Raw genomic sequence first — 23,370 nt, forward strand, 5'->3', positions numbered from 1 at the left:
TAACACGTTGGCCGCCAACCCCCAACAGTTGCGCAGCCTGGCGGGTTAATGACGCGTTACGTGGCCGCCGGACCTGGCGCACCGCCGCCCTTGGGCAGGCTCAGCGGTGCCGGGGACGCCGGTGGTGCTGATGGCGCTGGCGGCCCTTCGGCTTCGGTACCGGCCTGTAGCGCAGCGATGCCAGGGCTCATCACCATCTGTGGATAAGTCTGGGCAAAGCGTACGCTGGGGTGTTTATCCACAAGCCGCTTGAGCCGCTCGTTGAAGGCACGACCCACCGCGTATTGCCCGCCGGATGAGGTGCGGAACTGCGCAGTGAGGACCACACCATTGAGGTCCATGCGGTCCACACCGAACACTTCCAGCGGACCTTGCAGGTTGTTCTTGAGCAGAACGTCTTCGGTGATCGAATGGCCGACTTCACGGATCAGCGACAGCGCATCATCGATGTCCGAGTCGTAGGTGAACTGTACCGAGAAGAACGCATAGGCAAACTGGCGGGACTGGTTGGTGACGGCCTTGATCTGTCCGAACGGCACCGAGTGCACGAAGCCCTTGCCATCTCTCAGGCGTACGGTACGAATGGTCAGGCTCTCGACCGTGCCGGAGTGCCCGGTGCTGAGCACCACCCAGTCGCCGATGGAAAAGGTGTCTTCCACGATGATGAACAGGCCGGTAATCACGTCCTGGACCAGTTGCTGCGAACCGAAACCGATCGCCAGACCGACCACACCGGCACCGGCCAGCAACGGTGCGACGTTGATGCCCAGGTTGGCCATGGTGGTGATCGCGCAGATCACTACCAGCACGATCTTCACGGCGTTACGCAACAGCGGCAGAATGGTCTTGACTCGGGTGCTCGGCTGACGACCGCTGCGATGGTTGATTGGCGGCTTGAGCGCCTCCTGGATAGCCGTGTCCAGCACGACCCACAACAGCCAGGTCACCAGGAAAATCAGACCGATGCTGCTCAGCGATTCACTGATGACCCGGCCCAGGGTATTGCGCTGGGCGAATTCGAACATCGAAAAGCCCCAGATCCGGCCCAGTACTTCGATGAAGGTGATCGCCAGAGCGATGCGCATCACCGCATACACCAGGCTCAGCAAACGCGCCTTGTACACATGCCCGCCGCGCCCGAGTTCTTCGGCAGGCTTGAACATGTGCTGGAAAACGGTGCTCATGAACACCGTGGCAATCAGCAGGATGGTGGTGAACAGGGCGCAACGCAGCGCCTCCTGACTGTCTTCGCCGGCACCGATCAGGTTGATGGCCGACACCAGAATCATCAGCAGAATGGGCAGGTGCCACAGGTTCGAAAAGATTTTCAACGACTGCTGCAAGGCCGGACGCTGCAGACGGCTGCTCAACGAACGGTTACGAATGAGGTGCGCCACCGGGCGACGCACCTTGATGATCAGCATGCAGAACACGACCGAGGCAAACAGACCGGTGAACACGGCCACACTGGTGGTCACGTTGCTGCCCAACTGGCGGGCAATCTGCGGGCTGGTCAGCGCATCACTGAGCGCCGCCAGAAAGCCGACCACAAACAACGGCCTGGGCGCATAGCGGCGGATCATGCGCACCGCGGCACGCTTGTGCCCGGAATTGAACATCACGATCACGCACAGCAATACCGACGTCGAGACAATGCCGCTGCTGGTGGCGTAGGCGAAACACAACGCCAGAGCCCGTCCGACCGACGAGGGCATGAAGTGACTGACGTAGAGCGTCAGGGGCAGACAGATAATGGCGGGCAGCGTGAACGGCAGGACGTACTTGAGCAGCGCCTGACTGCGCTGGCGGACACGCAGGAACGGCGTCCGACAAAGACGCACAGCCACAAACCGCCCGACGGTGGTCAGGACCGCGAAGGCACCGATCCAGACGAAAGACAGAATCAGGAAATCGCCGACGACACTCCATGGCGAACGCGTGGTGCGCTTGTTGACCAGTTTTTCGATTTCGTCGGCCGCACGGTCAGCGCGCAACCGCCAGGCGTCCAGCAGATTCTCATCGAGATTGAGCTTGTCCTGCACGTCATCGATGCTGGTGCTGATCGCCCCTAGCAAGCCACCCTGCACGAGCAGCTCGGCTGCAGGTTCGGTGGCTGCGGGGTCTGCCTCATCCGCCGGTTTGGCATCGGCCTTGTCGGTTGCCTTGGCATCGGCCTTGTCCGCCGCTTTGCCATCCGGTTTTTCGGCGGCCTTGTCGTCGGCGGGAACTGCCGCACTCATGGGCAATGCAGGTACATCCGCCGCCAGAACATGGAAACTGCCCGTGAACAGCAGCAGCCCCGTAAGGATCAAGGTTTTCAGCTGAGACGCCACGCAGTTTTCTCCTTCGATGGACAGGCAGGGCTTCAACCCCAAGGAACTGATTCCTGTTTGCGTGGCAAGTTCGGTTTTGACACTGGAAATAGATGAGCCGATGTTTCCGATGGCCTTGTGCCTGTTAACGCTTGTGCAGCGCCTTGCCGATAACCAGCGGGCCGGGGCCGGTGATTGCGAGCCCGGCAAAGAGGATCATCAGCAGCCAGGCGAATTGTCCCTGTTCCAGTGACCATTCGGGGTGAACGAAGAGCACCGCCACGGCCAGCACCGCCAGGACCGGCAGACACGCCAGTCGCGCCCACACGCCGAGTATCAGAAGCACCGGGCAAATCACTTCGGCAAAAACAGCCAGCCCCAGCGTCAAGGTGCCGCCGAGACCGAACGGGTCTTCGATGCGTTGTACTTCCACACTCCAGTGCATCAGCTTCGGCAATCCGTGCACTTGCAGTAACAGCAGCGAAACACTGACGCGCATGAACAGAAGTCCCCAGGCCAGCAGGGCCTGAGTGTATTTCGGCGACACGCCGGACTGAAGGTGCGATGCGTTGGGCAACATGGTCTAGGATCTCTCGGGCAGGCTGGGCGTTGGCGAATTATGCGGCGAGCCGGTCGCCGGAAATTGTTTTGATGTGCCGAGTTCGCAGACAGGCAGATGGGCACATACACGCAATTACTGCGAGCGGACTGGATCGATACTGCTGCAGTGCGCCCGGACAACTGCGCCAGCCCGATCAACCCGACACGAGAGAGAACTGCATGAGCACTTTCAAGACAAAAGACGGCACCGAGATCTATTTCAAGGACTGGGGAACGGGCAAGCCAGTGCTCTTCAGTCACGGCTGGCCGCTGGACGCGGACATGTGGGAATACCAGATGGAATACCTCAGCAGCCGGGGCTATCGCACCCTCGCGTTCGACCGTCGCGGATTCGGCCGTTCCGATCAGCCCTGGACCGGCTACGACTATGACACCTTCGCCGATGACATCGCCGCGCTGATCGAACACCTGGACCTGCGCGACGTGACGCTGGTGGGCTTTTCCATGGGTGGCGGTGACGTGACCCGCTACATCGGCCGCCACGGCACCGGCCGTGTCGCCAAGCTGGCACTGCTGGGTGCGGTGACACCCTTTTTCATGAAAACCGATGACCACCCGCAAGGCGTGGACAAGTCGGTTTTCGATGGCATCAAGGCAGGCCTGCTGAAAGACCGCGCGCAGTTCATCTCCGACTTCGCCACCCCGTTCTATGGCACCAATCAGGGCCAGACCGTTTCTGAAGGCGTGCTGACCCAGACGCTGAACATCGCACTGCTGGCTTCGCTCAAGGGCACCGTAGACTGCGTGACTGCGTTCTCGGAAACCGACTTCCGTCCCGACATGGCGAAAATCGACGTACCCACGCTGGTCATTCATGGCGACGGCGACCAGATCGTGCCGTTCGAGGCAACCGGCAAATTGGCTGCCGAGATGATCAAAGGCGCTGAGCTGAAGGTCTACTCCGGCGCACCGCATGGCTTTGCGGTCACCCACGGTCAGCAGCTCAATGAAGACCTGTTGGCGTTCTTGGCTGATTGATGCCCACGCCAGCTGCCTGACAGTTGACCAGACCGTGGGCGGCGGATTGCCGGCGATGCCATCGGCTCAGGCACTGAGATAGCGCCTGAACAAACGCATCGCCGACAAGCCGCCGCTCACAATAAGCAGCGTTTACCCCGTCAGCCATGCGCTGACTGAAGAGACGGGGGTCAGTCGGCCTGCACGGTCAGTTGATTCTGCTCACCCAGTCCGGCGATTCCCAAGCGAATGCGCTGGCCTGCCTTGAGAAAGACCGGTTCAGGTTTCACGCCCAGCCCCACACCGGGCGGTGTACCGGTGGAGATGACGTCGCCCGGCTGCAGGCTCATGCAGCGGCTCAGGTAAGCAATCAACTGCGCGATGTTGAATACCAGCGTGCGGGTGTTGCCGTTCTGATAACGATGGCCGTCTACTTCCAGCCACAGGTCCAGCGAATGAGGGTCGGCAACCTCGTCGCGGGTCACCAGCCAGGGACCGAGCGGACCGAACGTGTCGAACCCCTTGCCCTTGTCCCAGGTACCGCCGCGCTCCAATTGCCATTCACGCTCGGACACGTCGTTGATCACGCAATAACCCGCCACATGCTCCATGGCATTGGCTTCGTCAATATTGCGCCCGCCCTTGCCGATCACCACGCCCAGCTCCACTTCCCAGTCGGTCTTGACCGAGCCTCGGGGAATCTCGATGTTGTCATTCGGGCCGCAGATGGCACTGGTCCACTTGTTGAAAATGACCGGCTCCCTGGGCACCTCCATATTGGACTCAGCCGCATGGTCGGCGTAGTTCAGGCCGATGCACACGAACTTGCCCACGTGGCCGACACAAGCCCCGATGCGCGGCTGGCCTGTGACCAGCGGCAGGCTCACGGGATTGATCGTTGCCAGGGCGGCAAGACCGGCCGGGGTCAGCACCTCGCCCGCAATGTCTTTGACATGGCCGGACAGGTCACGAATCTGATTGTCGGCGTCCAGCAGGCCGGGCTTTTCCGAGCCTTTGTCTCCGTAACGTAGCAGTTTCATCGGGTTCTCCTGTTGTCTGTCGAACATGCAAACCGGGGTCAGACGCTCATGCCGCCATCAATGACGTGCACCGCACCCGACGTGTATGAAGACGCGTCAGAGCCAAGGTAAAGGACCAGTTGCGCGATTTCCTCGACGCTGCCTATCCGCCCCATCGGCTGGCGGTCGACGAACTGTTGATAGACCTGAGCCTCGCAAACACCTTGTTGTTCGGCCTGGGCAGCGATGCGCATTCGCAGCGAAGGCGAATCCACCGTACCCGGACAAATGGCATTGCAGCGAATACCCTGCCCAATGAAATCTGCCGCCACTGACTTGGTCAGCCCGATCACTGCCGCCTTGCTGGCAGTGTAGGCGAAGCGATTCGGCACGCCCTTCACACTTGAGGCCACCGATGACATGTTGATGATCGAACCGCCGCCACAGGCAAGCATGCCGGGCAGAAACGCCTGAATCATGCGGTACATGGCTGTGACATTGAGGTCCATGGAGCGCTGCCACGCGGCCTCGTCGCAGTCCAGAATAGTTCCTGCGTGCACGTATCCTGCACAGTTGAACAGCACATCCACCGTGCCGATCCGCTCGCAGGCCAGCCGAATGTCCTGCGCCGACGTCACGTCCAGCCGAACGGCTTCAATTCCGTCAATGCCTTGCAGATTGTGCAGATCGATGTCGGTCGCAATGACCTCGGCGCCAGCGCTTGCGAACGCCTTGGCACTGGCCAGGCCAATGCCCTGCCCCGCCGCCGTGATGAGGACTCGCTTGTCGTTCATGATGCTTCTCCTTGCGAAAGAACAGCACCGACAACCCTAGTTTGCCAACACCCTGCGCGCCGAGAATCGGACCGATGCCGCTGATTGACGCTGAACTGGAAAGTCTGCACGCAGACGCCTTCATTTCGATGACGTCGAACCGGGCTTACTGTGCAGATACGGTCGAAGCTAACGCGGCAAACCTTTCAGATGCCTGAACGTAAAGGCCAATGAGCGAGTTGCCACATGGCGTTTTCTTAATAAATCGAATCTGCCGTTGGTGATAAAAACGGTCGATCTGCAACAGCGCAAGCAGCGCTGAATAGCGCCCTTGTATTCTATCCGCCGGAGGTTCCTCGCATGAACGACTATCTGTTAGGTCATTCTTCAGCAGAACTGGAACGCCTTAAATTCCAGGCGAACATTCTGTCGCCCATCACCACGCGCCTGTTGATAGAAAGCGGTCTGGAGCAAGGCATGCATGTGCTGGATCTCGGTAGCGGGCCGGGCGACGTCGCCATGCTGGCGGGCAGGCTTGTCGGGCCGAACGGCAGCGTCACGGGAATCGATCGCAGCCCGGAGGCCGTCGAACTTGCAAACTTCAGAGCCGCGGAAGCGGGGTTGAGAAACGTCAGGTTTGAAGTCTGTGATATTCAGGACTTTCAGAGCCCGTCACCTTTCGACTGCGTCGTGGGGCGCTACGTGATGATTCATCAGAGCGATCCGGTCGCTTTCCTGCGTCAGGCGGCAAGCCTGGTCAGGAAAGGAGGAGCGCTGGCGCTCCATGAGGTGTTCATGTCGGGCACGCCGATGGAGTCGTTTCCAGATATTCCCATGCTGACCGATGCGGGGCAATTGATCGCCGCGGCCTTCGACACCGGTGGCGTGCGCCACGCTACGGCGGCACACCTGGTCAAACACTTTTCAGAGGCAGGGCTGTCTCAACCTGAACTCTTTTGCCAGCGACACATTGGAGGGGGTGAGCACTCCTTCATGTACCACTGGGCCGCAGAAACGTTGAGAACCGTTTACCCGCATCTGATCAGTATCGGGCGGGTCACCGCCGACCCGGGATACCTGGAAACGTTTGAAGATCGCTTGAAAGCCGAGGCAATGGCGAGCCATGCGCAGATTTTCGGACCGAACCAGGTCACCGCCTGGGTCAGGTTATGACAACCGGCGTTTGAGAAGAAAAATCGAGGTGCAACACCTGCGGTCATAATTAATACACATCATGAGTACTAATATCGCAGCCAGTCGAACGGCCCCTGCGCTTCGTGCGCCGGGGCCGTTCTTTTTTAGCTGGCAAGCGGCGTCCAGACCCAGCCTGAACCTGCTCCAACCAGCGCAGAATCCTTGATGTCATCAGGAAAAACGTCATGAACAACTGTTCGATAGCGCGCTCCCGTCGATTTCCGGTCACGCGTCTTGCGCTGCTCGTCTCTCTGAATTCAGTGTGCCTGTTCAGCCCGCCCAGCCAGGCCGATGAAATCCCTGCGGCACCCGCTGACGAAGCGGCAACGACGCTAGGCACGGTGTCGGTCATCGGGCAGGGCGAGACGCGGCAGGTGCAGCGTGTCACGCAGAAAGATGTCGAGGCCTATTCCGCCGGCACAAGCCCGTTGAAAGTCCTGCAGCGTCTGCCTGGGGTCAATTTCCAGTCCGGCGATCCGCTGGGGCGTGAAGAAGGCAGTCAGCGCATCAGCCTGCGCGGATTCGACATGCACCACCTGGGCTACACGCTGGACGGCGTCACGCTGGGCAACATGAGCTTCGGCAATTTCAACGGCCTGAGCATCACCCGGGCGATCATTGCCGAGAACATCAAGGGCAGCGAAGTGGCACCGGGCATCGGATCGTTGGGCACCGCATCGAACAGTGATCTGGGCGGCACCATCCAGTTCACCACGTCCGATCCGGACAAGGAGTTCGGCGCGCGCCTGTCGCAAACGCTGGGCAGCTACGACACCCGCCGCGAATTCATTCGCGTGGACACCGGCGAGTACAACGGCCTGTCGGCCTATGTGTCGGGCGAAAAATATGACGCAGATGCCTGGAAAGGCCATAACAATCCGCAGCAGTCGGACGCGGTGAACGCCAAGGTCAATTACAACTTTGGCGACAACCGCATCAGTTTCTTTCACAGCACCTCATCCCACGATGAGGCCAACCTGCCTTCGTTGTCGCAGAGCATCATTCAGCGGCTGGGGTACAACTGGAGCTATTACACGCCGGACTGGACTCGCGCGGTCAATGCCGCCAACGGTATTTACACAGGCGGCGTGACCAGCGCGTCGGATGCCACTTACAACGCCAGCAGCCTGCGCGATGACGAACTGGACATTCTCAATGGCAACTTCTCCCTCACCGACGATCTGGTGCTGGATGCCACGGTCTATCACCATCACGACTCCGGGCGGGGCAACTCGTATTACCCTTTCATCTTCACCAGCGGCTCGACGACGGTGCCCAGTAACTCGATCCGCAGCACGGTGTATGGCATCGACCGTACCGGCTTCCAGACGTCGCTCACCTATTACCTGGGCCAACATGAAATCCAGGGCGGCTTCTGGATTCAGTCGAACAAGAACGACATCGCCCGCTACCTGTTCGATACCACCAACGCAACGCCGCAGAACCACATCGTCAAAACCAACGGCCTGCCATTGGCGGCCACCGTACTGGATCAGGATTACAACGACCTGACCCGACAGTTTTACCTGCGCGACACCTACACCCTGCTCGATGACCGATTGAAGCTCGAGTTCGGCGCCAAGAACACCGTGACCACGTCCACCGCCAGAGGCAAGGGCGGTGGTTACGCCAGCGGTTCGCTGGAAGCGCGGGATCGATTCCTGCCGCAAGCCGGTGCGACGTACAAGCTCGACGACGAGGACGAAGTCTTCACGTCCTACTCTGAGAATATGGCCGCATTCCCCAGCGGCGGCTACAGCCCGTTCTTCACCACGCAGGCCGCCGTCGATGCGCAAAACGGTTTCAAGGACCTCAAACCGGAAACCTCAAAAACCGTTGAACTGGGCGTGCGGCGCAGCACTGCGCTGTATTCGGCCTCGGCGGCGATCTACAGCACAAAATTCGATAACCGTCTGGTGGCCATCACCAATTGCACCGGCATTGTGATCTGCCAGAACGGCGTCGCCAATGTCGGCTCCGTGACCAGCCGGGGCATGGAATTGTCATTCGGCCTGACGCCCGATGAGCACTGGCGCTGGTCCAACTCCCTGTCCTACAACCACAGCACTTACGATGACGACTACGTCAGCGCAGGCAATACGGTAGCGGTGAAGGGCAAGACGGTCGTCGACACGCCAAAGCTGATGTACGCCAGCAACCTGGACTGGAACTGGGAGCACTGGAACGCAGGCCTGCAGGGTAACTACCTCAGCAAGCGCTATTACACCTACACCAACGACTCGAGCGTCAGCGGCTACTGGGTGGCGAACGCCAATCTGGGGTATGACTTCGGCAAACTGGGCGCGGTGAAAGACACGAACCTGTCGCTGAACGTGGTCAACCTGTTCGACAAACGCTACATCTCCACCCTTAACACCGACGCCAGCGCAGCCACCGATCCGTTGGGCAACCTGCAGATTCTGCAGGTCGGTACGCCGCGCAGTGCGTTCGTGACATTGGGCGTGAAGCTCTGAGGCGGCCGCCTTCAGACGAAAAAACGTTCCTTGAGAGGCACCAGCGCTGCGCCGATGGCTGCGGCATCACCATTGGCTTCGCTGAGCAGCAACTGCGGACGCGGTGGCGGTGCCTGATAACGATGCGTACCCCAGAAGGTGGTCGACGCGATCAGACGCCGTCCCAGCGCAGGCGGCAACTGCCCGCCGAACACCACGGCCTGAGGATCGAACATGCCCGCCAGCGCATTGACCAGACGGTCCAGCGTCGGCTGGGTGCGTTTGATCCAGGTTTCGACACCCGGCCAGTCAGGATCGAAGCGTGCGCGCAGGTCCTCGACAGAGTCCACTTCAATGCCATTTGTGTGCAGTTCCTCGACCAGATAACGCAACGCCGGTCGATTGGCCGCTTCCTCATCGGTGTAGAGCGTGATCTCGCCCGCGTTGCCATGACTGCCGAAGTAAGGCTTGCCGTTGATGACCACGCCAGCGCCGAAACCGTAATTGAACGACAGGTAAATGAAGTTGCTGGCCCAGGCCCCTGCGCCCACCAGGCTCTCGCCAATGGCGGCCGTGGTCGCGTTGTTTTCGAGCCAGACTGGCATCTTGAACCACTCTTCCAGCACGGGCTGCAGATCCATCAACGACCAGTCGCGCAAAGGCTCTGGCGCATTGACCTGACGGTTTTCGAGAAAGAAGCCAGCGATGGCGAAGCCCATGCCCACCACCCGCTCGGGCTTGATGCCGTTGCGCTGCAGGACCCGTTCAATGGTCTTTTGCAGCGTATCCAGCGTGCTGTTACGGCTCAAAGGCGGCGTACGCAGGATTACCTGCTCCAGCACATTGCAGCCCAGATCGGCCACGCAGACCACCGCAGATCCGGTGTTGATCGAAACGCCGATGGAATAGACCGCCTCGTTGACCAGTTCGATGCGCGGGCTGGGCTGACCACGGCCGTTCCTGACCCGCTCGCCACTGCGCAGCAACCCACGACCGATCAATTCCTCGATCAGTCGGTGTACGGATTGCTGCGCCAGATCCATCTCTGCCGAAACGGAGGCGCGAGTGATCGAGCCCCGACGACGAAGGATATCCAGCAGTTTGCGTTCATTGAGGCTCAGCGAAGGGGATGTATCAGGTGGAGTATCGAGATCAAAGGGCATGGGTTCGACAGTCAGAGGGATGATTAAAACAGTCCGTGTGTAGAGCAGTGTATCGCCCGCCGCAGAAACGAATACTTCAATCATGAAAATTTAATAATGGAGCTACAGGTAACAAGTACTACACATTACCTGTATTAGATAGCTTCCAGTTCACGCGGAGTGCTTTCATGCTTTCCATAAGTCACACGCTATGGGCGCTGACACTGGTGGCCATTGCCGGCCAGGCCAGCGCCACAGAGTTCTGGTATAGCCATAGCGGCCCGACAGCCTCGGCCATTGCGGACCTGTGCAGGCAGTTCAATGCCGAACGTGATGAACAGGATCGCTTGCACTGCATCCGTCAGGGCACCTATGAACAGACCCTGCAGAAGACCGTAGCCGCTTACAGGGCTGGTATCAGTCCGGTGCTGGTCGAGATCTACGACGTCGCCACCCCTGACATGCTGCTCGGGGACGCCACTGTGCCTGTCGAAACCTTGATGGCCCGGCAGCAGCGAGCCTACTCGGCCGACACCTTTCTGCCTGCGCTCAAACGCTATTACTCCGATGAGCATGGCGTGCTGGCAGCCCAGCCGTTCGCCGCTTCGACCGCCGTGCTCTATGTCCACCGCGACGCACTGGCGGCCGCGGGAATCAACGAGACACCGACCACCTGGGCCGCCTTCTCCACAGCATTGCGGGCGCTCAAGAACAATCATCACGACTGCCCCATGGCCACTGACTTTTCGCCGTGGATCTGGCTGGAGCAGACCAGTGCGGCGCAGGGTTCCGCCATCGCGGTCAGGTCCGATGGCGTGGACAGATATCGATTCGATCAAGGCACGCACTTGCAGCTGATGAACGATCTGGCGCAATGGACCCGTGAAGGCCTGGTGCGGCATCAGGAGTCGACCCGCAGCGGTCAGCAGGCACTGGCGTTTGCCAGCGATGAATGCGCGATGCTGCTGGACTCCACAGGCTCATGGAACACGGTACGCAGCACACTCAAGCCCGATATCGACGTAACCCTGCTGCCCATCTACGCCAACACCCAACGGCAGTCCAACCTGCCGGGCGGCTCTTCGCTGTGGGTCATGCAGGGGCATTCCACCCATGAGTACGACGTCGCGTCGGAGTTTCTCGCGTTCGTGCTACGCCCCGATAATCAGCGTGCATTCAGTTCCCGCACGGGCTATCTGCCGGTGACTCAAGCCACAGCCAGAGCGGTTCGAGCCGACGAACACGCCGCGCTGGCGATCAAAGTCGGACTCTCGTCTCTCGATGACATCAACAGCCCGACGGGTAACCCGCTTCGCTGCGGCTTCATCACGCTGATGCGAGTGATCTGGCAGCAGGAGACCGGGAACGCGCTCGCGGGTCGACAAAGCATCGGGAGGGCCCTGAACCAGACCGCCCTGCGCGGCAACGAACTGCTAGGCCTGTTTCAACAGATGCATCAGCCACTGGTTCAGAATCAACAGAGCGAACGGCAGCCATGAAGGCCAGTGGCTATTTCCCGCAACCACGGGTGGCGCTGTTGTTCGCATTGCCGCAATTATTGGCGCTCGGTTTGTTTTTCTATTGGCCGGCACTTCAGGCCATCTGGTGGTCGTTCCACCTGGTATTGCCGTTTGGCGGGCACGAGGTGTTCGTAGGCCTGAGCAATTACTGGCGCGTGCTGAGAGATCCGGGCGTGCTCGCCTCTCTCGGCTCGACCCTGATATTCAGCCTGTCGAGCGTCGCGCTCTCAATGCTCATCGCCCTGACACTGGCGCTGTGCCTCGAACTGAAACTGCGCGGCAACGCGGTGTTTCGCAACCTGCTGATCTGGCCTTACGCGGTGTCCGGCGCCACCATCGGCATCGTCTTTCATGTGCTGGCCAACCCGGTCATGGGGATTCTGGCCTGGCTCAACGCGGTGGTGCCCGGAACCTGGGCGCCTTACGCCAACCCGCTGCAAGGCATGCTGCTGTTGATCGTGGCGTATGCCTGGTGTCTGGTGCCGTTCAACTTCGTCATGCTGGTGGCGAGCCTGAAATCCGTTCCGGACGATTACCTCGCAGCGGCAGCGTTGGACGGCGCAGGCCCTTGGCGGCGCATGATCGACATGCAACTGCCGTTGATTGCACCCTATCTGCTGTTCGTCTTCATCATCGACCTGCTGGAAAGCCTCTCCAACAGCTTCGGACTGATCGACACCCTCACCCAGGGCGGCCCCGGCGACACGACCCAAGTGCTGGCCTACAAGATTTACACCGACGGCTTTCGCGGACTGGATCTGGCAGGTTCTTCAACGTTGTCAGTGCTCATGCTGTCGGCAGTCGTGCTGCTGAGCATCGCGCAATTCAAGCTCATGTCGCGACTCAAACGACGTGGGGTGAAGGCATGATCCAGCACAACCGACTGCTCAATATCGGCGCTTACCTGCTGCTGACCCTGGGGCTGATTTTCGCGCTGGGCCCGCTCTATATCGCGGTCTGCTCGGCCACCGTGGACAATCCGCAACTGCTGGAACATGGCCTGGCAGTGGTCCCGGGCAATCAGCTGCTGGTGAACCTGCAGAAGGTTACTCAGCGTCTCGACCTGTTGCGCCTGTTGGGCAACAGCCTGATGGTTGCAATCATGGTGGTCATCGGCAAGCTCGCGCTCTCGGCGCTGACGGCTTTTGCGGTGGTGTACTTTCGCAGTCGCTACACCACCTGGATTTTCTTCGCGGTGCTGGGCGCGCTGTTGTTGCCGCTGGAGGTGCGCATCATCCCGACCTATGCCGTGGCGAGCGACCTGCTCGGCCCGCTGCGTGCGTTACTGCGCTGGCTGGGCATCGAGCGTGTGCCGGTGCCGACCCTCAATCTGCTCGACAGTTATACCGGCCTTGCCCTGCCACTGATTGCCTCGGCCACCGGCACGTTCCTGTTCAGACAGTTCTACCAGACGCTGCCCGCCGAACTGGTCGAAGCAGCGCGCATGGACGGTGCCGGGCCTTGGCGCTTCTTCATCGACATTCTGGTGCCGCTGTCGAAAACCAATTTCGCGGCGCTGGGCACGCTGGTGTTCATCGGCGCCTGGAAAGACTACTTGTGGCCACTGGTTGCGACCAACCGTGAAGACATGCGCACGCTGGTGCTGGGCGTCGCCAGCTTTCTGCCCACCGATGCCAGCCAGCTTCCCGAATGGAACCTGCTGATGGCCGCCGCCGTTGTCAGCATGCTGCCCCCCATCCTCGTCATTGCGCTCATGCAGCGATGGTTCGTCAAAGGCCTGATTGGAGTCGGCAAATGAACGCGCTTCTTCCTTTTACCGATTTCCCGGCTGCGCGTTCACCGCAGATAACCCTCAGGAATCTGCACAAGACACAGAGCTCGGGGCCACTTTTTCAAAGTCTGGATCTGGTGTTCAAGGCCGGTGAGCTGAACGTGATTCTGGGGCCGTCAGGCTGCGGAAAATCTACCCTGTTGCGCATGATCGCCGGGCTGGAGGACGTCACTCAGGGGCAGATTCTGATGGGCGAGCGTGACGTCACAAAGCTGCCGCCCAAGGAGCGCGGCTGCGCCATGGTGTTCCAGAACTATGCGCTCTACCCGCACATGAGCGTTGCCGACAATATTGGCTATCCGCTCAAGATGGAAGGCATCGCCTACAAACAGCGCGTGCTGCAAATCAAGGAGTGCGCCACCTCGCTGGGGCTGGAAACGCTTCTGGAGCGCAAGCCGGGCGAGCTGTCCGGAGGTCAGCGCCAGCGTGTCGCCATAGGGCGGGCGTTGATCCGCAAACCACCCGTGCTGCTGTTCGACGAACCGCTATGCAATCTGGACAGCGCGCTGCGCCATGAAATGCGTCTGCTGATCCGTCGCCTGCATCAACAGACCGGTGCAACGATTCTGTACGTCACCCACGATCAGACCGAGGCCATGACGCTTGCCGAGCACGTCGTGATCCTCAATCAGGGTCGCGTCGAACAGATCGGCACGCCGAGCGACATTTATGACCGGCCTGCCAGCACATTCGTCGCGGGTTTTATCGGCACACCGCCCATGAACCTGCTGCCGGTATATTGCCTGGAAGACAAGATCCTGACGCTGGCCGACGGTCAACGGCTCCCCCTCAAAGTGCATCTGTCTGGCAACAGCCCGGGCAAATGGCTCATGGGGTTGAGGCCCGAAGCGTTCAGCCTCAGCCAGGAAGGTGTCCGCGCTGTGGTGGAGTCCTCGGAAAATCTCGGCAGCCACAGCCTGCTCTACTGCCAGCTGGCCGGCATCCGTTGCGTTGTCAACCTTGCCGGCCGCCATCTGCTCGCCCCCGGCACTCAGGTCCGGCTGGCCCTCGGCCAACCGGCACTGCTGTTCGACCCCGAAAGCGGCCGCCATCAGCCCGCTTCTTTCTCCAACCCTGTGTAAGTGATCCCTGACATGTCCAACCGTGCTCCGCTCGTTCGCTCATCGCTGATTGCCCATCGCGGCGCTAAAGCCTATGTACCGGAAAACACCCTGCTCGCCCTGGAAACCGCCGCGCAGCATGGTGCCAAATGGGTTGAAATCGACGTGAAGCTGACCCGCGACGGTCGGCCCATCGTCATCCACGACGACCTGCTGGACCGCACCACCAACGGAAAAGGCGCGGTCGTGCTGCACACCTTTGAAGACATCCGCAAACTGGACGCCGGGAGCTGGTTCTCCCCCACATTCGCCGGTCTGCAGGTGCCGACCTTCGAAGAAGTGGTGGCCTGTGCCTTGCGTCTGAACCTCGGCTTGCAGGTCGAGCTCAAACCCACCATAGGCGACGATGTCGAAACCGCCGAGATCGTCATCCCAATCCTCAAGAGAATGTGGCCGGCCGGGTTGGGAGGCCTGTTTGTCTCGAGTTTCTCGGTACGTTCGCTTGTCCGCGCGCGCCAGTTATGGCCAGAAGTGCCACTGGCGATGGCGTCGCTGGTCGCCCCCGCCGACCCGGCTGCGTTGCTGGCCGAATATGGCTGCCGGATTCTGCATGTGCTGGACGACATGCTCGACGACCACCACCTTGAACGCCTGCGCCACAGCGGGGTCGAGTTCGCCGTGGCGACCATCAACAACCCCTACAGAGCGCGTTACCTGCTGGCGCGGGGGGCACAATCGATTCTCAGTGACTACCCTGACCTGCTCGACAAGCCCGACGAAGAGGATCTGCAATGAATGACCGGTTGAGCATTGCCCTGCGCTGTGTCGAACAGGCAAGCGCACTGGCCCTGGAGCACTTCAATAACCGCCACACACTGGACATCGCCACCAAAAGCCCTCAGGACCTGGTGTCCCAGGCGGACCTTGAAGTCGAACATCTGATACGGGCCAGGCTGAACGAGTACTTTCCGGATGAGCCGGTACTGGGCGAGGAACTGGGTGGCGAAGTCATTATCGATGGCTGGGCGCTGGACCCCATCGACGGCACCGGCAACTTCCTGCGCGGCTCGCCTTTGTGGGGCATCTCCCTCGCCTATCTTTCAGCGGGGCAGCCCGTGATCGGCGTCATCGCCTACCCGGCACTGGAGTACACCCTGTCAGCCAAGTCCGGCGAAGGTATTTGGCTGAATGGCGCCCCGTTTGCCCGCCCCGAACCGCCACAGAACCTGCGCATCGTAGGCATTGGTTCCAGTAACAACTGGGCTGCGGAGTCTCTGGGGCAACTGGAACTGAACCTGCGCCATAAAGGCTGGGGACTGGCAGGCTACCGCTGCGCCACCATTGGCCTGGGCTTCGCGGCGCTCGGGCAGATCGATGGTTACCTCGAACGGTTTACCAATTTGTGGGACATCGCTGCGGGCGCCGTCATCTGCCGAGAAGCCGGTTTGCTGTGCAGGATCGAGGGCAAACAAATACCGGCCGCCATGAGCGTAGCCGTGGGGAGCGAAGAGCTGATGGCAATCTTTGCAAGTTCACGCAGCGTTTGAACATCAGGGAAACGCATCCGTCATTGCGACGGATGCGTAACCGGCATCAGGCCGTGGCTTGGACCAGCGTCGGGTAATCGGTATACCCCTCTGCCCCGCCGCCATAGATTGTGGCCGGATTCATCGGCGTCAACGGTGCGCCCGTCTTCAAGCGTTCGGTCAGATCCGGGTTGCTGATGAAGGGACGACCGAACGCCACCAGATCAACACTGCCATCGACCAGCCGCGAAGTGGCCAGATCAAGGTCATAGCCGTTATTGGCCAGATAGGTCTGATGGAAGCGTTTGCGCAATTGCCCGTAATCGAATGGCACCGCATCACGCGGCCCACCGGTCGCCCCTTCGACGACATGCAGGTAAACGACGCCCAGCACATCCAGTTCTTCAACGATGTAGTTGTACTGCGGCTGAGGATCGCTGCTGCTGATCGCGCCAGCAGGAGATGCAGGTGAAATACGCACACCGGTGCGCTCGGCACCAATCTCGGCAACCACTGCAGCCGTCACTTCCAGCAACAGACGCGCACGATTCTCGACAGAGCCACCGTAATCGTCAGTCCTGGTGTTCGCACCGTCCTTGATGAACTGCTCCAGCAGATAGCCGTTCGCGCCATGCACTTCCACACCGTCAAAACCGGCCGCAATGGCATTCGCCGCCGCCTGACGGAAATCATTCACGATGCCAGGCAATTCACTCAGCTCCAGCGCCCGCGGCTCGGAAACATCGTGGAAACCATTGTTCACGAACGTCTTGGTTTCAGCACGAATCGCCGAAGGCGCAACCGGCGCAGCGCCACCCGGCTGCAAATCCACATGAGAAATACGCCCCACGTGCCACAACTGCACAAAAATACGCCCGCCTCTGGCATGCACCTCATCCGTCACCTTGCGCCAGCCATCGATCTGCGCCTGAGTGTAAATACCCGGTGTGTCCTGATACCCCTGCGCCTGCGGGGACACCTGAGTGGCCTCGGTGATCAGCAAACCGGCAGAAGCACGCTGACCGTAATAGGTCGCAGCCAACTCACTCGGCACCAGCCCCGCGCCAGCACGGTTGCGGGTCAACGGAGCCATGACGATACGATTGGAGAGAATGAGATTGCCGAGGCGATACGTGTCGAAGAGGTTTTTTTCAGTCATTTCAGGGCCTGTGATCTGAAGGGCTTTGGTCATCAGGATGAGCCTTGGACGCGAACCGGAGAACGCTCAGGGACATCGCGGGTGTAGAAGATGGAGTTATGATGATGAACAAAATCTAAATCGTCAACGACTTTGATGCTGAGTAACATCTATAGCGTGATGGCGTTATGCAGGCATAAAAAAAGCGAAGCCAGGTGAGTGGCTTCGCTTTGGGTGGTGCGGTTCTGAGGGAGATGCGATCAGAACGGAATATCGTCATCAAAACTATCAAAGTCGGCAGCCGGCTGCGGCGCTTGCTGCTGTGGCGCAGGGCGGGATTCGCGTTGCTGTGGAGGCTGCTGGTTGTAGTTCTGCTGTGGCGGAGCCGACTGCTGCGGGCGCGACTGCTGTGGACGAGGGGCGGACTGGTTGTAGTTGCCGCCACCCTGGCCTTGTTGTGCGTCGCCCTGTGGACGGCCGCCCAGCAATTGCATGGTGCCTTGCATGTCGACGACGATTTCGGTGGTGTAACGCTTGATACCGTCTTTTTCCCATTCGCGGGTCTGCAACTTGCCCTCGATGTAGACCTGTGAACCCTTGCGCAGGTATTCGCCAGCGATTTCGGCAACCTTGCCGAACATCGAAACACGGTGCCACTCGGTCTTCTCGACCTTCTGACCGGTCTGCTTGTCAGTCCACTGTTCGCTGGTTGCCAGACTCAGGTTGGTCACGGCGTTACCGTTAGGCAAGTAGCGAACTTCGGGATCCTGGCCGCATGTACCGACCAATATGACTTTGTTAACCCCACGGGCCATAACGTTCTCCTAGGCTTCGCACGCTTCTGATGCTGGATTGATCAGCTTTTCGAGAGAGGCACGATCCAATAATTTTGTATCCAGTTTGATATAGATGGCTGCCTCCTCGGCAACCACCACTGCATCCGTTACGCCGGTTACGGACTTTAAACGCTCTGCCAGGCCTGCATCACGCTGTGCCTCTGGCGACAACGGCAGACGTAGGCTTGTCACGTAAGGCGGTTCACGCATGGTCATTGCAAACGCAAGCCAGACGGCGGCCATGGCTGCACCGCCAAGGAACACCACATCGAGCCCGCCGTGCTGGAACAACCAGCCGCCCAGTATCCCACCTGCGGCCGATCCAAGAAACTGGCTGGTGGAATAAACCCCCATTGCCGTCCCTTTTCCGCCAGCCGGTGACACCTTGCTGATCAACGACGGCAAAGACGCCTCCAGCAGGTTGAACGCGGTGAAGAATACCACTGTCCCTATGACCAGTGTCCGCAACGTGTTACCAAATGCCCAGAAGTAAAGTTCGGACACCATCAGCACGGTCACGGCGCCGAGCAGAACGCGCTTCATCTGGCGCTTCTTCTCACCGTATATGATGAACGGGATCATCGCAAAGAACGAAATCAGCAGTGCGGTCAGGTAGACCCACCAGTGTTGTTCCTTGGGCAGACCGGCTTTTTCGACCAGCGCCAGCGGCAGTGCCACGAAGCTGGACATGAGCATGGCGTGCAATACGAAGATACCCAGATCCAGACGCAGCAGGTCCGGGTGACGCAGCGTCTGCCCAAGCGCCTGTTTGGCGACGCCAGACTCACGATGCAGCAGCGGGCCGTTCGCCTTGGGCACGATGAACGCGATGATCAGGATCCCCAACAGGGCCATGCCGCCAGTGGCCAGAAACAGCCCCGACAACCCGAACACGCCGGTGATGATCGGACCGACCACCATCGCGACCGCAAACGACAAACCGATGGTCATGCCGATCATGGCCATGGCCTTGGTGCGGTGTTGTTCACGGGTCAGGTCCGAGAGCAGCGCCATGACGGCGGCGGAAATCGCACCGGCACCCTGCAGGATGCGGCCGGCGATAATGCCCCAGATCGAATCGGCATTCGCCGCCACGACACTGCCGATGGCGAAGATGATCAGCCCCAGGTAGATGACGGGACGCCGACCGATGCGGTCGGAAATGATCCCGAACGGGATCTGCAGCACAGCCTGGGTCAGGCCGTATGCGCCGATGGCCAGGCCGATCAGCGCGGGGCTGGCGCCCGCCAGGTCCATGCCGTAAGTGGCCAGAACCGGAAGCACCATGAACATACCGAGCATGCGAAACGCGAAGACCAGCGCAAGACCGCCTGCGGCACGTGTCTCGCCGCTGCTCATTCGTTCGCTGTGGGGATCGTGCATGGAGAAACCTCGTGTGAACCGGCGGCGATTCTACCAGTCCCATCGATTGACGGGGTATATCGCGACGCTTTGACGCGTTTACATGACAGAGTATTCATCTCTGTCTGTAAAGCCGGTGGATAGTGTGTATCCATCCAGTATTTATCCGTATACTCCCATGTTTTCGACGCCCGCCGTGCGAGGCCATTTTGGACAAGATCCTGATTCGTGGGGCTCGAACCCACAACCTGAAAAATATTGACCTGACCCTTCCACGCGACAAGCTGATCGTTATCACCGGACTGTCCGGCTCTGGCAAATCATCCTTGGCTTTCGACACGCTCTACGCCGAAGGGCAGCGGCGTTATGTCGAGTCGCTGTCGGCCTACGCCCGGCAGTTCCTGTCGATGATGGAAAAGCCCGACGTCGATACCATCGAAGGTCTGTCGCCTGCGATTTCCATCGAACAGAAATCGACGTCTCACAACCCGCGCTCGACCGTGGGCACCATCACCGAAATCTACGACTACCTGCGCCTGCTGTATGCGCGAGTCGGCCAGCCTCGCTGCCCGGACCATGATATTCCGCTTGAAGCCCAGACTGTCAGCCAGATGGTCGACCTGGTCCTGGCTCAGCCGGAAGGCAGCAAGCTGATGTTGCTGGCACCGGTCATTCGCGAGCGAAAGGGCGAACACCTGTCGGTCTTCGAAGAGCTGCGTGCCCAGGGCTTCGTGCGTGCACGGGTCAACGGCAAGCTGTGCGAGCTGGATGAACTGCCGAAGCTCGACAAACAGAAGAAGCATTCCATCGATGTGGTCGTGGACCGCTTCAAGGTACGTGCGGACCTGCAACAGCGTCTGGCTGAATCCTTCGAAACGGCGCTCAAACTGGCAGACGGCATTGCGCTGGTTGCGCCAATGGACGATGAGCCGGGTGAAGAGACAATCTTCTCTGCGCGCTTCGCCTGCCCGATCTGTGGCCATGCGATCAGCGAGCTGGAGCCCAAGCTGTTCTCCTTCAACAACCCGGCTGGCGCCTGCCCGACCTGCGATGGCCTGGGTGTGAAGCAGTTCTTCGACATCAAGCGACTGGTGAATGCCGAACTGACGCTGGCGGAAGGCGCGATACGAGGCTGGGACAGACGAAACGTCTATTACTTCCAGATGCTCGGTTCGCTGTCCAAGCACTACGGCTTCAGTCTGGAAGTACCGTTCAAGGCATTGCCTGCCGATCAGCAAAAGATCCTGCTCAACGGCAGCGGCTCGCAGAACGTTGACTTCCGCTACCTGAATGACCGTGGCGACATCGTCAAACGCGCTCACCCGTTCGAAGGCATCGTGCCGAACCTGGAGCGTCGCTATCGCGAAACCGAATCGGCAACCGTCCGCGAAGAGCTGGCCAAGTTCCTCGGTACCCAACCCTGCCCCGACTGCCGCGGCACGCGTCTGCGTCGCGAAGCGCGTCATGTCTGGGTGGGCGAGAAAACGCTGCCAGCAGTGACCAATCTGCCGATTGGCGATGCCACTCACTACTTCGACACCCTGAAGCTGACGGGTCGCCGTGGCGAAATTGCTGACAAGATTCTCAAGGAAATCCGTGAGCGCCTGCAGTTTCTGGTGAACGTGGGTCTGGATTACCTGACGCTGGATCGCAGTGCGGACACTCTTTCCGGCGGCGAGGCGCAGCGTATTCGTCTGGCCAGCCAGATCGGTGCCGGCCTGGTCGGGGTGATGTACATCCTCGACGAACCGTCCATTGGCCTGCACCAGCGTGACAACGACCGCCTGCTAGGCACGCTCAAGCACCTGCGCGACATCGGCAACACGGTGATCGTGGTCGAGCATGACGAAGATGCAATTCGTCTGGCCGACTACGTGGTGGACATCGGCCCGGGAGCGGGTGTGCATGGCGGACATATCGTCGCCGAAGGCACACCAGATCAGGTCATGTCGCACCCCGACTCGCTGACAGGCAAGTACCTGTCAGGGCGCGTCAAGATCGAAGTCCCGGCCAAGCGCACGCCTCGCAACAAGAAGCTTTCGCTGACGCTCAAAGGCGCTCGCGGCAATAACCTGCAGAACGTGAACCTTGAGATCCCGATTGGTCTGCTGACCTGCGTGACGGGTGTTTCGGGATCGGGCAAATCGACACTGATCAACAACACGCTGTTCCCGCTCAGCGCCACTGCACTGAACGGCGCAACGACGCTGGAAGCCGCCACGCATGACAGCATCAACGGCCTGCAGCACCTGGACAAGGTCGTGGATATCGACCAGAGCCCGATCGGTCGCACACCCCGCTCCAACCCTGCGACCTACACCGGGCTGTTCACTCCCATCCGTGAACTGTTTGCCGGTGTGCCAGAGTCGCGCTCGCGTGGCTACGGGCCGGGCCGGTTCTCGTTCAACGTCAAGGGCGGACGCTGCGAAGCCTGTCAGGGCGATGGTCTGATCAAGGTGGAGATGCACTTTCTGCCGGACATCTACGTGCCGTGCGATGTGTGCAAGAGCAAGCGCTACAACCGCGAGACGCTGGAGATCAAGTACAAGGGCAAGAGCATCCACGAGGTGCTGGAGATGACCATCGAAGAGGCGCGTGAATTCTTCGATGCTGTTCCGGCCCTGGCGCGCAAGCTGCAGACCCTGATGGATGTGGGGCTTTCCTACATCAAGCTGGGTCAGTCGGCGACAACGTTGTCGGGTGGCGAGGCTCAGCGGGTCAAGCTGTCCCGCGAACTGTCCAAGCGTGACACCGGCAAGACGCTGTACATCCTCGACGAGCCGACGACAGGTCTGCACTTCGCGGATATTCAGCAACTGCTCGACGTCCTGCACCGCCTGCGCGATCACGGCAACACCGTGGTGGTGATCGAGCACAACCTGGACGTCATCAAGACGGCGGACTGGCTGGTCGATCTGGGTCCCGAAGGCGGTTCGCGCGGCGGACAGATTATCGCCACTGGCACGCCGGAACAGGTTGCCGAGATGAAGCAGTCTTACACCGGGCATTACCTCAAGCCGTTGTTGATACGCGACAAAGCCTGACGGGGATTAACCTGCCGGGTCCGGCTTCGGCCGGATCCGCTCAGGTCCATACCTTATGGTTGAATCGAAGACGAAAAAAAGCTCCTGTCACGCAAGTGCAGGAGCTTTTTTCGTTACAGCCGTCGCTGAATCAGAACTGCGATTGCAGGTAGTTCTGCAAACCGATGGACTTGATCAGCCCCATTTGCTGTTCCAGCCAATAGGTGTGGTCTTCCTCAGTATCAGCCAGTTGAACGCGAAGAATGTCACGGCTGATGTAATCCTTGTGCAGCTCGCAGAGCGCGATGCCCTTGCAGAGCGCAGCGCGGACCTTGTACTCGAGACGAAGATCGCTGGCGAGCATCTCGGGCACTGTGGTGCCGATGTCCAGATCGTCGGGACGCATGCGCGGCGTGCCTTCGAGCATCAGGATACGACGCATCAGCGCATCGGCGTGTTGCGCCTCTTCTTCCATCTCGTGATTGATGCGCTCGTAGAGCTTGGCGAAACCCCAATCTTCGTACATGCGCGAATGAATGAAATATTGGTCACGAGCCGCCAGTTCGCCAGTGAGCAATGTGTTCAGATAATCGATTACTTCTGGATGGCCTTGCATCGCACCAGATCTCCTGCTTCAAAGG

General features: G+C 59.9%; 19 protein-coding genes. 10 read left to right on the forward strand and 9 right to left on the reverse strand.

Annotation, left to right across the window (positions count from 1 at the left end; all coding sequences use genetic code 11):
• Nucleotides 1-56: 56 nt before the first annotated feature.
• Nucleotides 57-2,333 (reverse strand): mechanosensitive ion channel family protein, encoded by a 2,277-nt coding sequence (locus JTJ32_RS21405; RefSeq protein ID WP_210043219.1) that lies wholly within the window; start codon nt 2,331-2,333, stop codon nt 57-59.
• A 124-nt stretch (nt 2,334-2,457) separates the two neighbouring features.
• A complete protein-coding gene (locus JTJ32_RS21410; RefSeq protein ID WP_236059394.1) occupies nt 2,458-2,811 on the reverse strand; it encodes a DoxX family protein in 354 nt (117 codons plus the stop codon).
• A gap of 281 nt (nt 2,812-3,092) precedes the next feature.
• On the opposite strand from JTJ32_RS21410, the gene JTJ32_RS21415 reads away from it, so the two are divergent.
• Entirely contained in the window at nt 3,093-3,911 is an 819-nt protein-coding gene (locus JTJ32_RS21415) for an alpha/beta fold hydrolase (protein WP_184323557.1), read from the forward strand.
• Between the two features lie 170 nt (nt 3,912-4,081).
• On the opposite strand, the gene JTJ32_RS21420 is transcribed toward JTJ32_RS21415, so the two are convergent.
• Together JTJ32_RS21420 and JTJ32_RS21425 are read right to left on the reverse strand one after the other, a co-directional pair.
• Complete coding sequence (locus JTJ32_RS21420) at nt 4,082-4,930, reverse strand: ureidoglycolate lyase (protein ID WP_184323558.1); 849 nt, start codon at nt 4,928-4,930, stop codon at nt 4,082-4,084.
• A 38-nt stretch (nt 4,931-4,968) separates the two neighbouring features.
• Nucleotides 4,969-5,703: an SDR family oxidoreductase gene (locus JTJ32_RS21425; RefSeq protein ID WP_210043223.1), complete on the reverse strand. Its 735-nt coding sequence runs from the start codon at nt 5,701-5,703 to the stop codon at nt 4,969-4,971.
• Nucleotides 5,704-6,042: 339 nt separating this feature from the next.
• Between JTJ32_RS21425 and JTJ32_RS21430 the strand changes: the two genes are divergently transcribed.
• Together JTJ32_RS21430 and JTJ32_RS21435 are read left to right on the forward strand one after the other, a co-directional pair.
• Nucleotides 6,043-6,855 (forward strand): class I SAM-dependent methyltransferase, encoded by an 813-nt coding sequence (locus JTJ32_RS21430; protein ID WP_210043225.1) that lies wholly within the window; start codon nt 6,043-6,045, stop codon nt 6,853-6,855.
• Nucleotides 6,856-7,061: 206 nt separating this feature from the next.
• The gene (locus tag JTJ32_RS21435) at nt 7,062-9,350 is read left to right on the forward strand and encodes a TonB-dependent receptor (protein WP_210043226.1); all 2,289 of its coding nucleotides are present in this window, start codon (nt 7,062-7,064) and stop codon (nt 9,348-9,350) included.
• A gap of 11 nt (nt 9,351-9,361) precedes the next feature.
• Here the strand turns inward: JTJ32_RS21435 and JTJ32_RS21440 are convergent, their stop codons facing one another.
• Entirely contained in the window at nt 9,362-10,492 is a 1,131-nt protein-coding gene (locus tag JTJ32_RS21440; RefSeq protein WP_210043227.1) for an ROK family transcriptional regulator, read from the reverse strand.
• 167 nt (nt 10,493-10,659) lie between these two features.
• Between JTJ32_RS21440 and JTJ32_RS21445 the strand changes: the two genes are divergently transcribed.
• From JTJ32_RS21445 to JTJ32_RS21470, 6 genes are read left to right on the forward strand one after another with little or no spacing between them, the layout of a single operon-like run.
• Nucleotides 10,660-11,970 (forward strand): extracellular solute-binding protein, encoded by a 1,311-nt coding sequence (locus tag JTJ32_RS21445; RefSeq protein ID WP_210043228.1) that lies wholly within the window; start codon nt 10,660-10,662, stop codon nt 11,968-11,970.
• Nucleotides 11,967-12,860, forward strand: coding sequence for a carbohydrate ABC transporter permease (locus tag JTJ32_RS21450; RefSeq protein WP_210043229.1), 894 nt, complete (start codon nt 11,967-11,969; stop codon nt 12,858-12,860). The genes JTJ32_RS21445 and JTJ32_RS21450 overlap by 4 nt, the downstream gene beginning before the upstream one ends.
• Complete coding sequence (locus JTJ32_RS21455; RefSeq protein WP_184323563.1) at nt 12,857-13,750, forward strand: ABC transporter permease subunit; 894 nt, start codon at nt 12,857-12,859, stop codon at nt 13,748-13,750. Before JTJ32_RS21450 ends, JTJ32_RS21455 begins: the two co-directional genes overlap by 4 nt.
• Nucleotides 13,747-14,865 (forward strand): ABC transporter ATP-binding protein, encoded by a 1,119-nt coding sequence (locus JTJ32_RS21460; RefSeq protein ID WP_184323564.1) that lies wholly within the window; start codon nt 13,747-13,749, stop codon nt 14,863-14,865. The genes JTJ32_RS21455 and JTJ32_RS21460 overlap by 4 nt, the downstream gene beginning before the upstream one ends.
• 12 nt (nt 14,866-14,877) lie before the next feature.
• Complete coding sequence (locus JTJ32_RS21465) at nt 14,878-15,639, forward strand: glycerophosphodiester phosphodiesterase family protein (protein WP_099227150.1); 762 nt, start codon at nt 14,878-14,880, stop codon at nt 15,637-15,639.
• Nucleotides 15,636-16,391, forward strand: a complete 756-nt coding sequence (locus tag JTJ32_RS21470) for an inositol monophosphatase family protein (protein WP_099227151.1) — start codon at nt 15,636-15,638, stop codon at nt 16,389-16,391. The genes JTJ32_RS21465 and JTJ32_RS21470 overlap by 4 nt, the downstream gene beginning before the upstream one ends.
• Nucleotides 16,392-16,437: 46 nt before the next feature.
• Here the strand turns inward: JTJ32_RS21470 and JTJ32_RS21475 are convergent, their stop codons facing one another.
• The 3 genes from JTJ32_RS21475 to JTJ32_RS21485 all read right to left on the reverse strand — a co-directional run bounded on the left by JTJ32_RS21475 (nt 16,438) and on the right by JTJ32_RS21485 (nt 19,727).
• Nucleotides 16,438-17,529 (reverse strand): alkene reductase, encoded by a 1,092-nt coding sequence (locus JTJ32_RS21475; RefSeq protein WP_210043242.1) that lies wholly within the window; start codon nt 17,527-17,529, stop codon nt 16,438-16,440.
• Between the two features lie 239 nt (nt 17,530-17,768).
• Nucleotides 17,769-18,323: a single-stranded DNA-binding protein gene (locus JTJ32_RS21480; RefSeq protein WP_004883704.1), complete on the reverse strand. Its 555-nt coding sequence runs from the start codon at nt 18,321-18,323 to the stop codon at nt 17,769-17,771.
• A 9-nt stretch (nt 18,324-18,332) separates the two neighbouring features.
• Nucleotides 18,333-19,727 carry an MFS transporter gene (locus JTJ32_RS21485; RefSeq protein WP_210043230.1) on the reverse strand — a complete coding sequence of 465 codons (1,395 nt, stop codon included), beginning with the start codon at nt 19,725-19,727 and terminating at the stop codon, nt 18,333-18,335.
• Nucleotides 19,728-19,915: 188 nt separating this feature from the next.
• Here JTJ32_RS21485 and uvrA point away from each other — a divergent pair, with 188 nt between their 5' ends.
• The gene (gene uvrA / locus JTJ32_RS21490; protein ID WP_099227154.1) at nt 19,916-22,750 is read left to right on the forward strand and encodes an excinuclease ABC subunit UvrA; all 2,835 of its coding nucleotides are present in this window, start codon (nt 19,916-19,918) and stop codon (nt 22,748-22,750) included.
• A gap of 130 nt (nt 22,751-22,880) precedes the next feature.
• Here the strand turns inward: uvrA and bfr are convergent, their stop codons facing one another.
• Nucleotides 22,881-23,345, reverse strand: a complete 465-nt coding sequence (gene bfr, locus JTJ32_RS21495) for a bacterioferritin (protein ID WP_004883697.1) — start codon at nt 23,343-23,345, stop codon at nt 22,881-22,883.
• Nucleotides 23,346-23,370: the final 25 nt, after the last annotated feature.

Origin of the sequence: Pseudomonas alliivorans (assembly GCF_017826695.1) — a bacterium.
GTDB lineage: Bacteria > Pseudomonadota > Gammaproteobacteria > Pseudomonadales > Pseudomonadaceae > Aquipseudomonas > Aquipseudomonas alliivorans.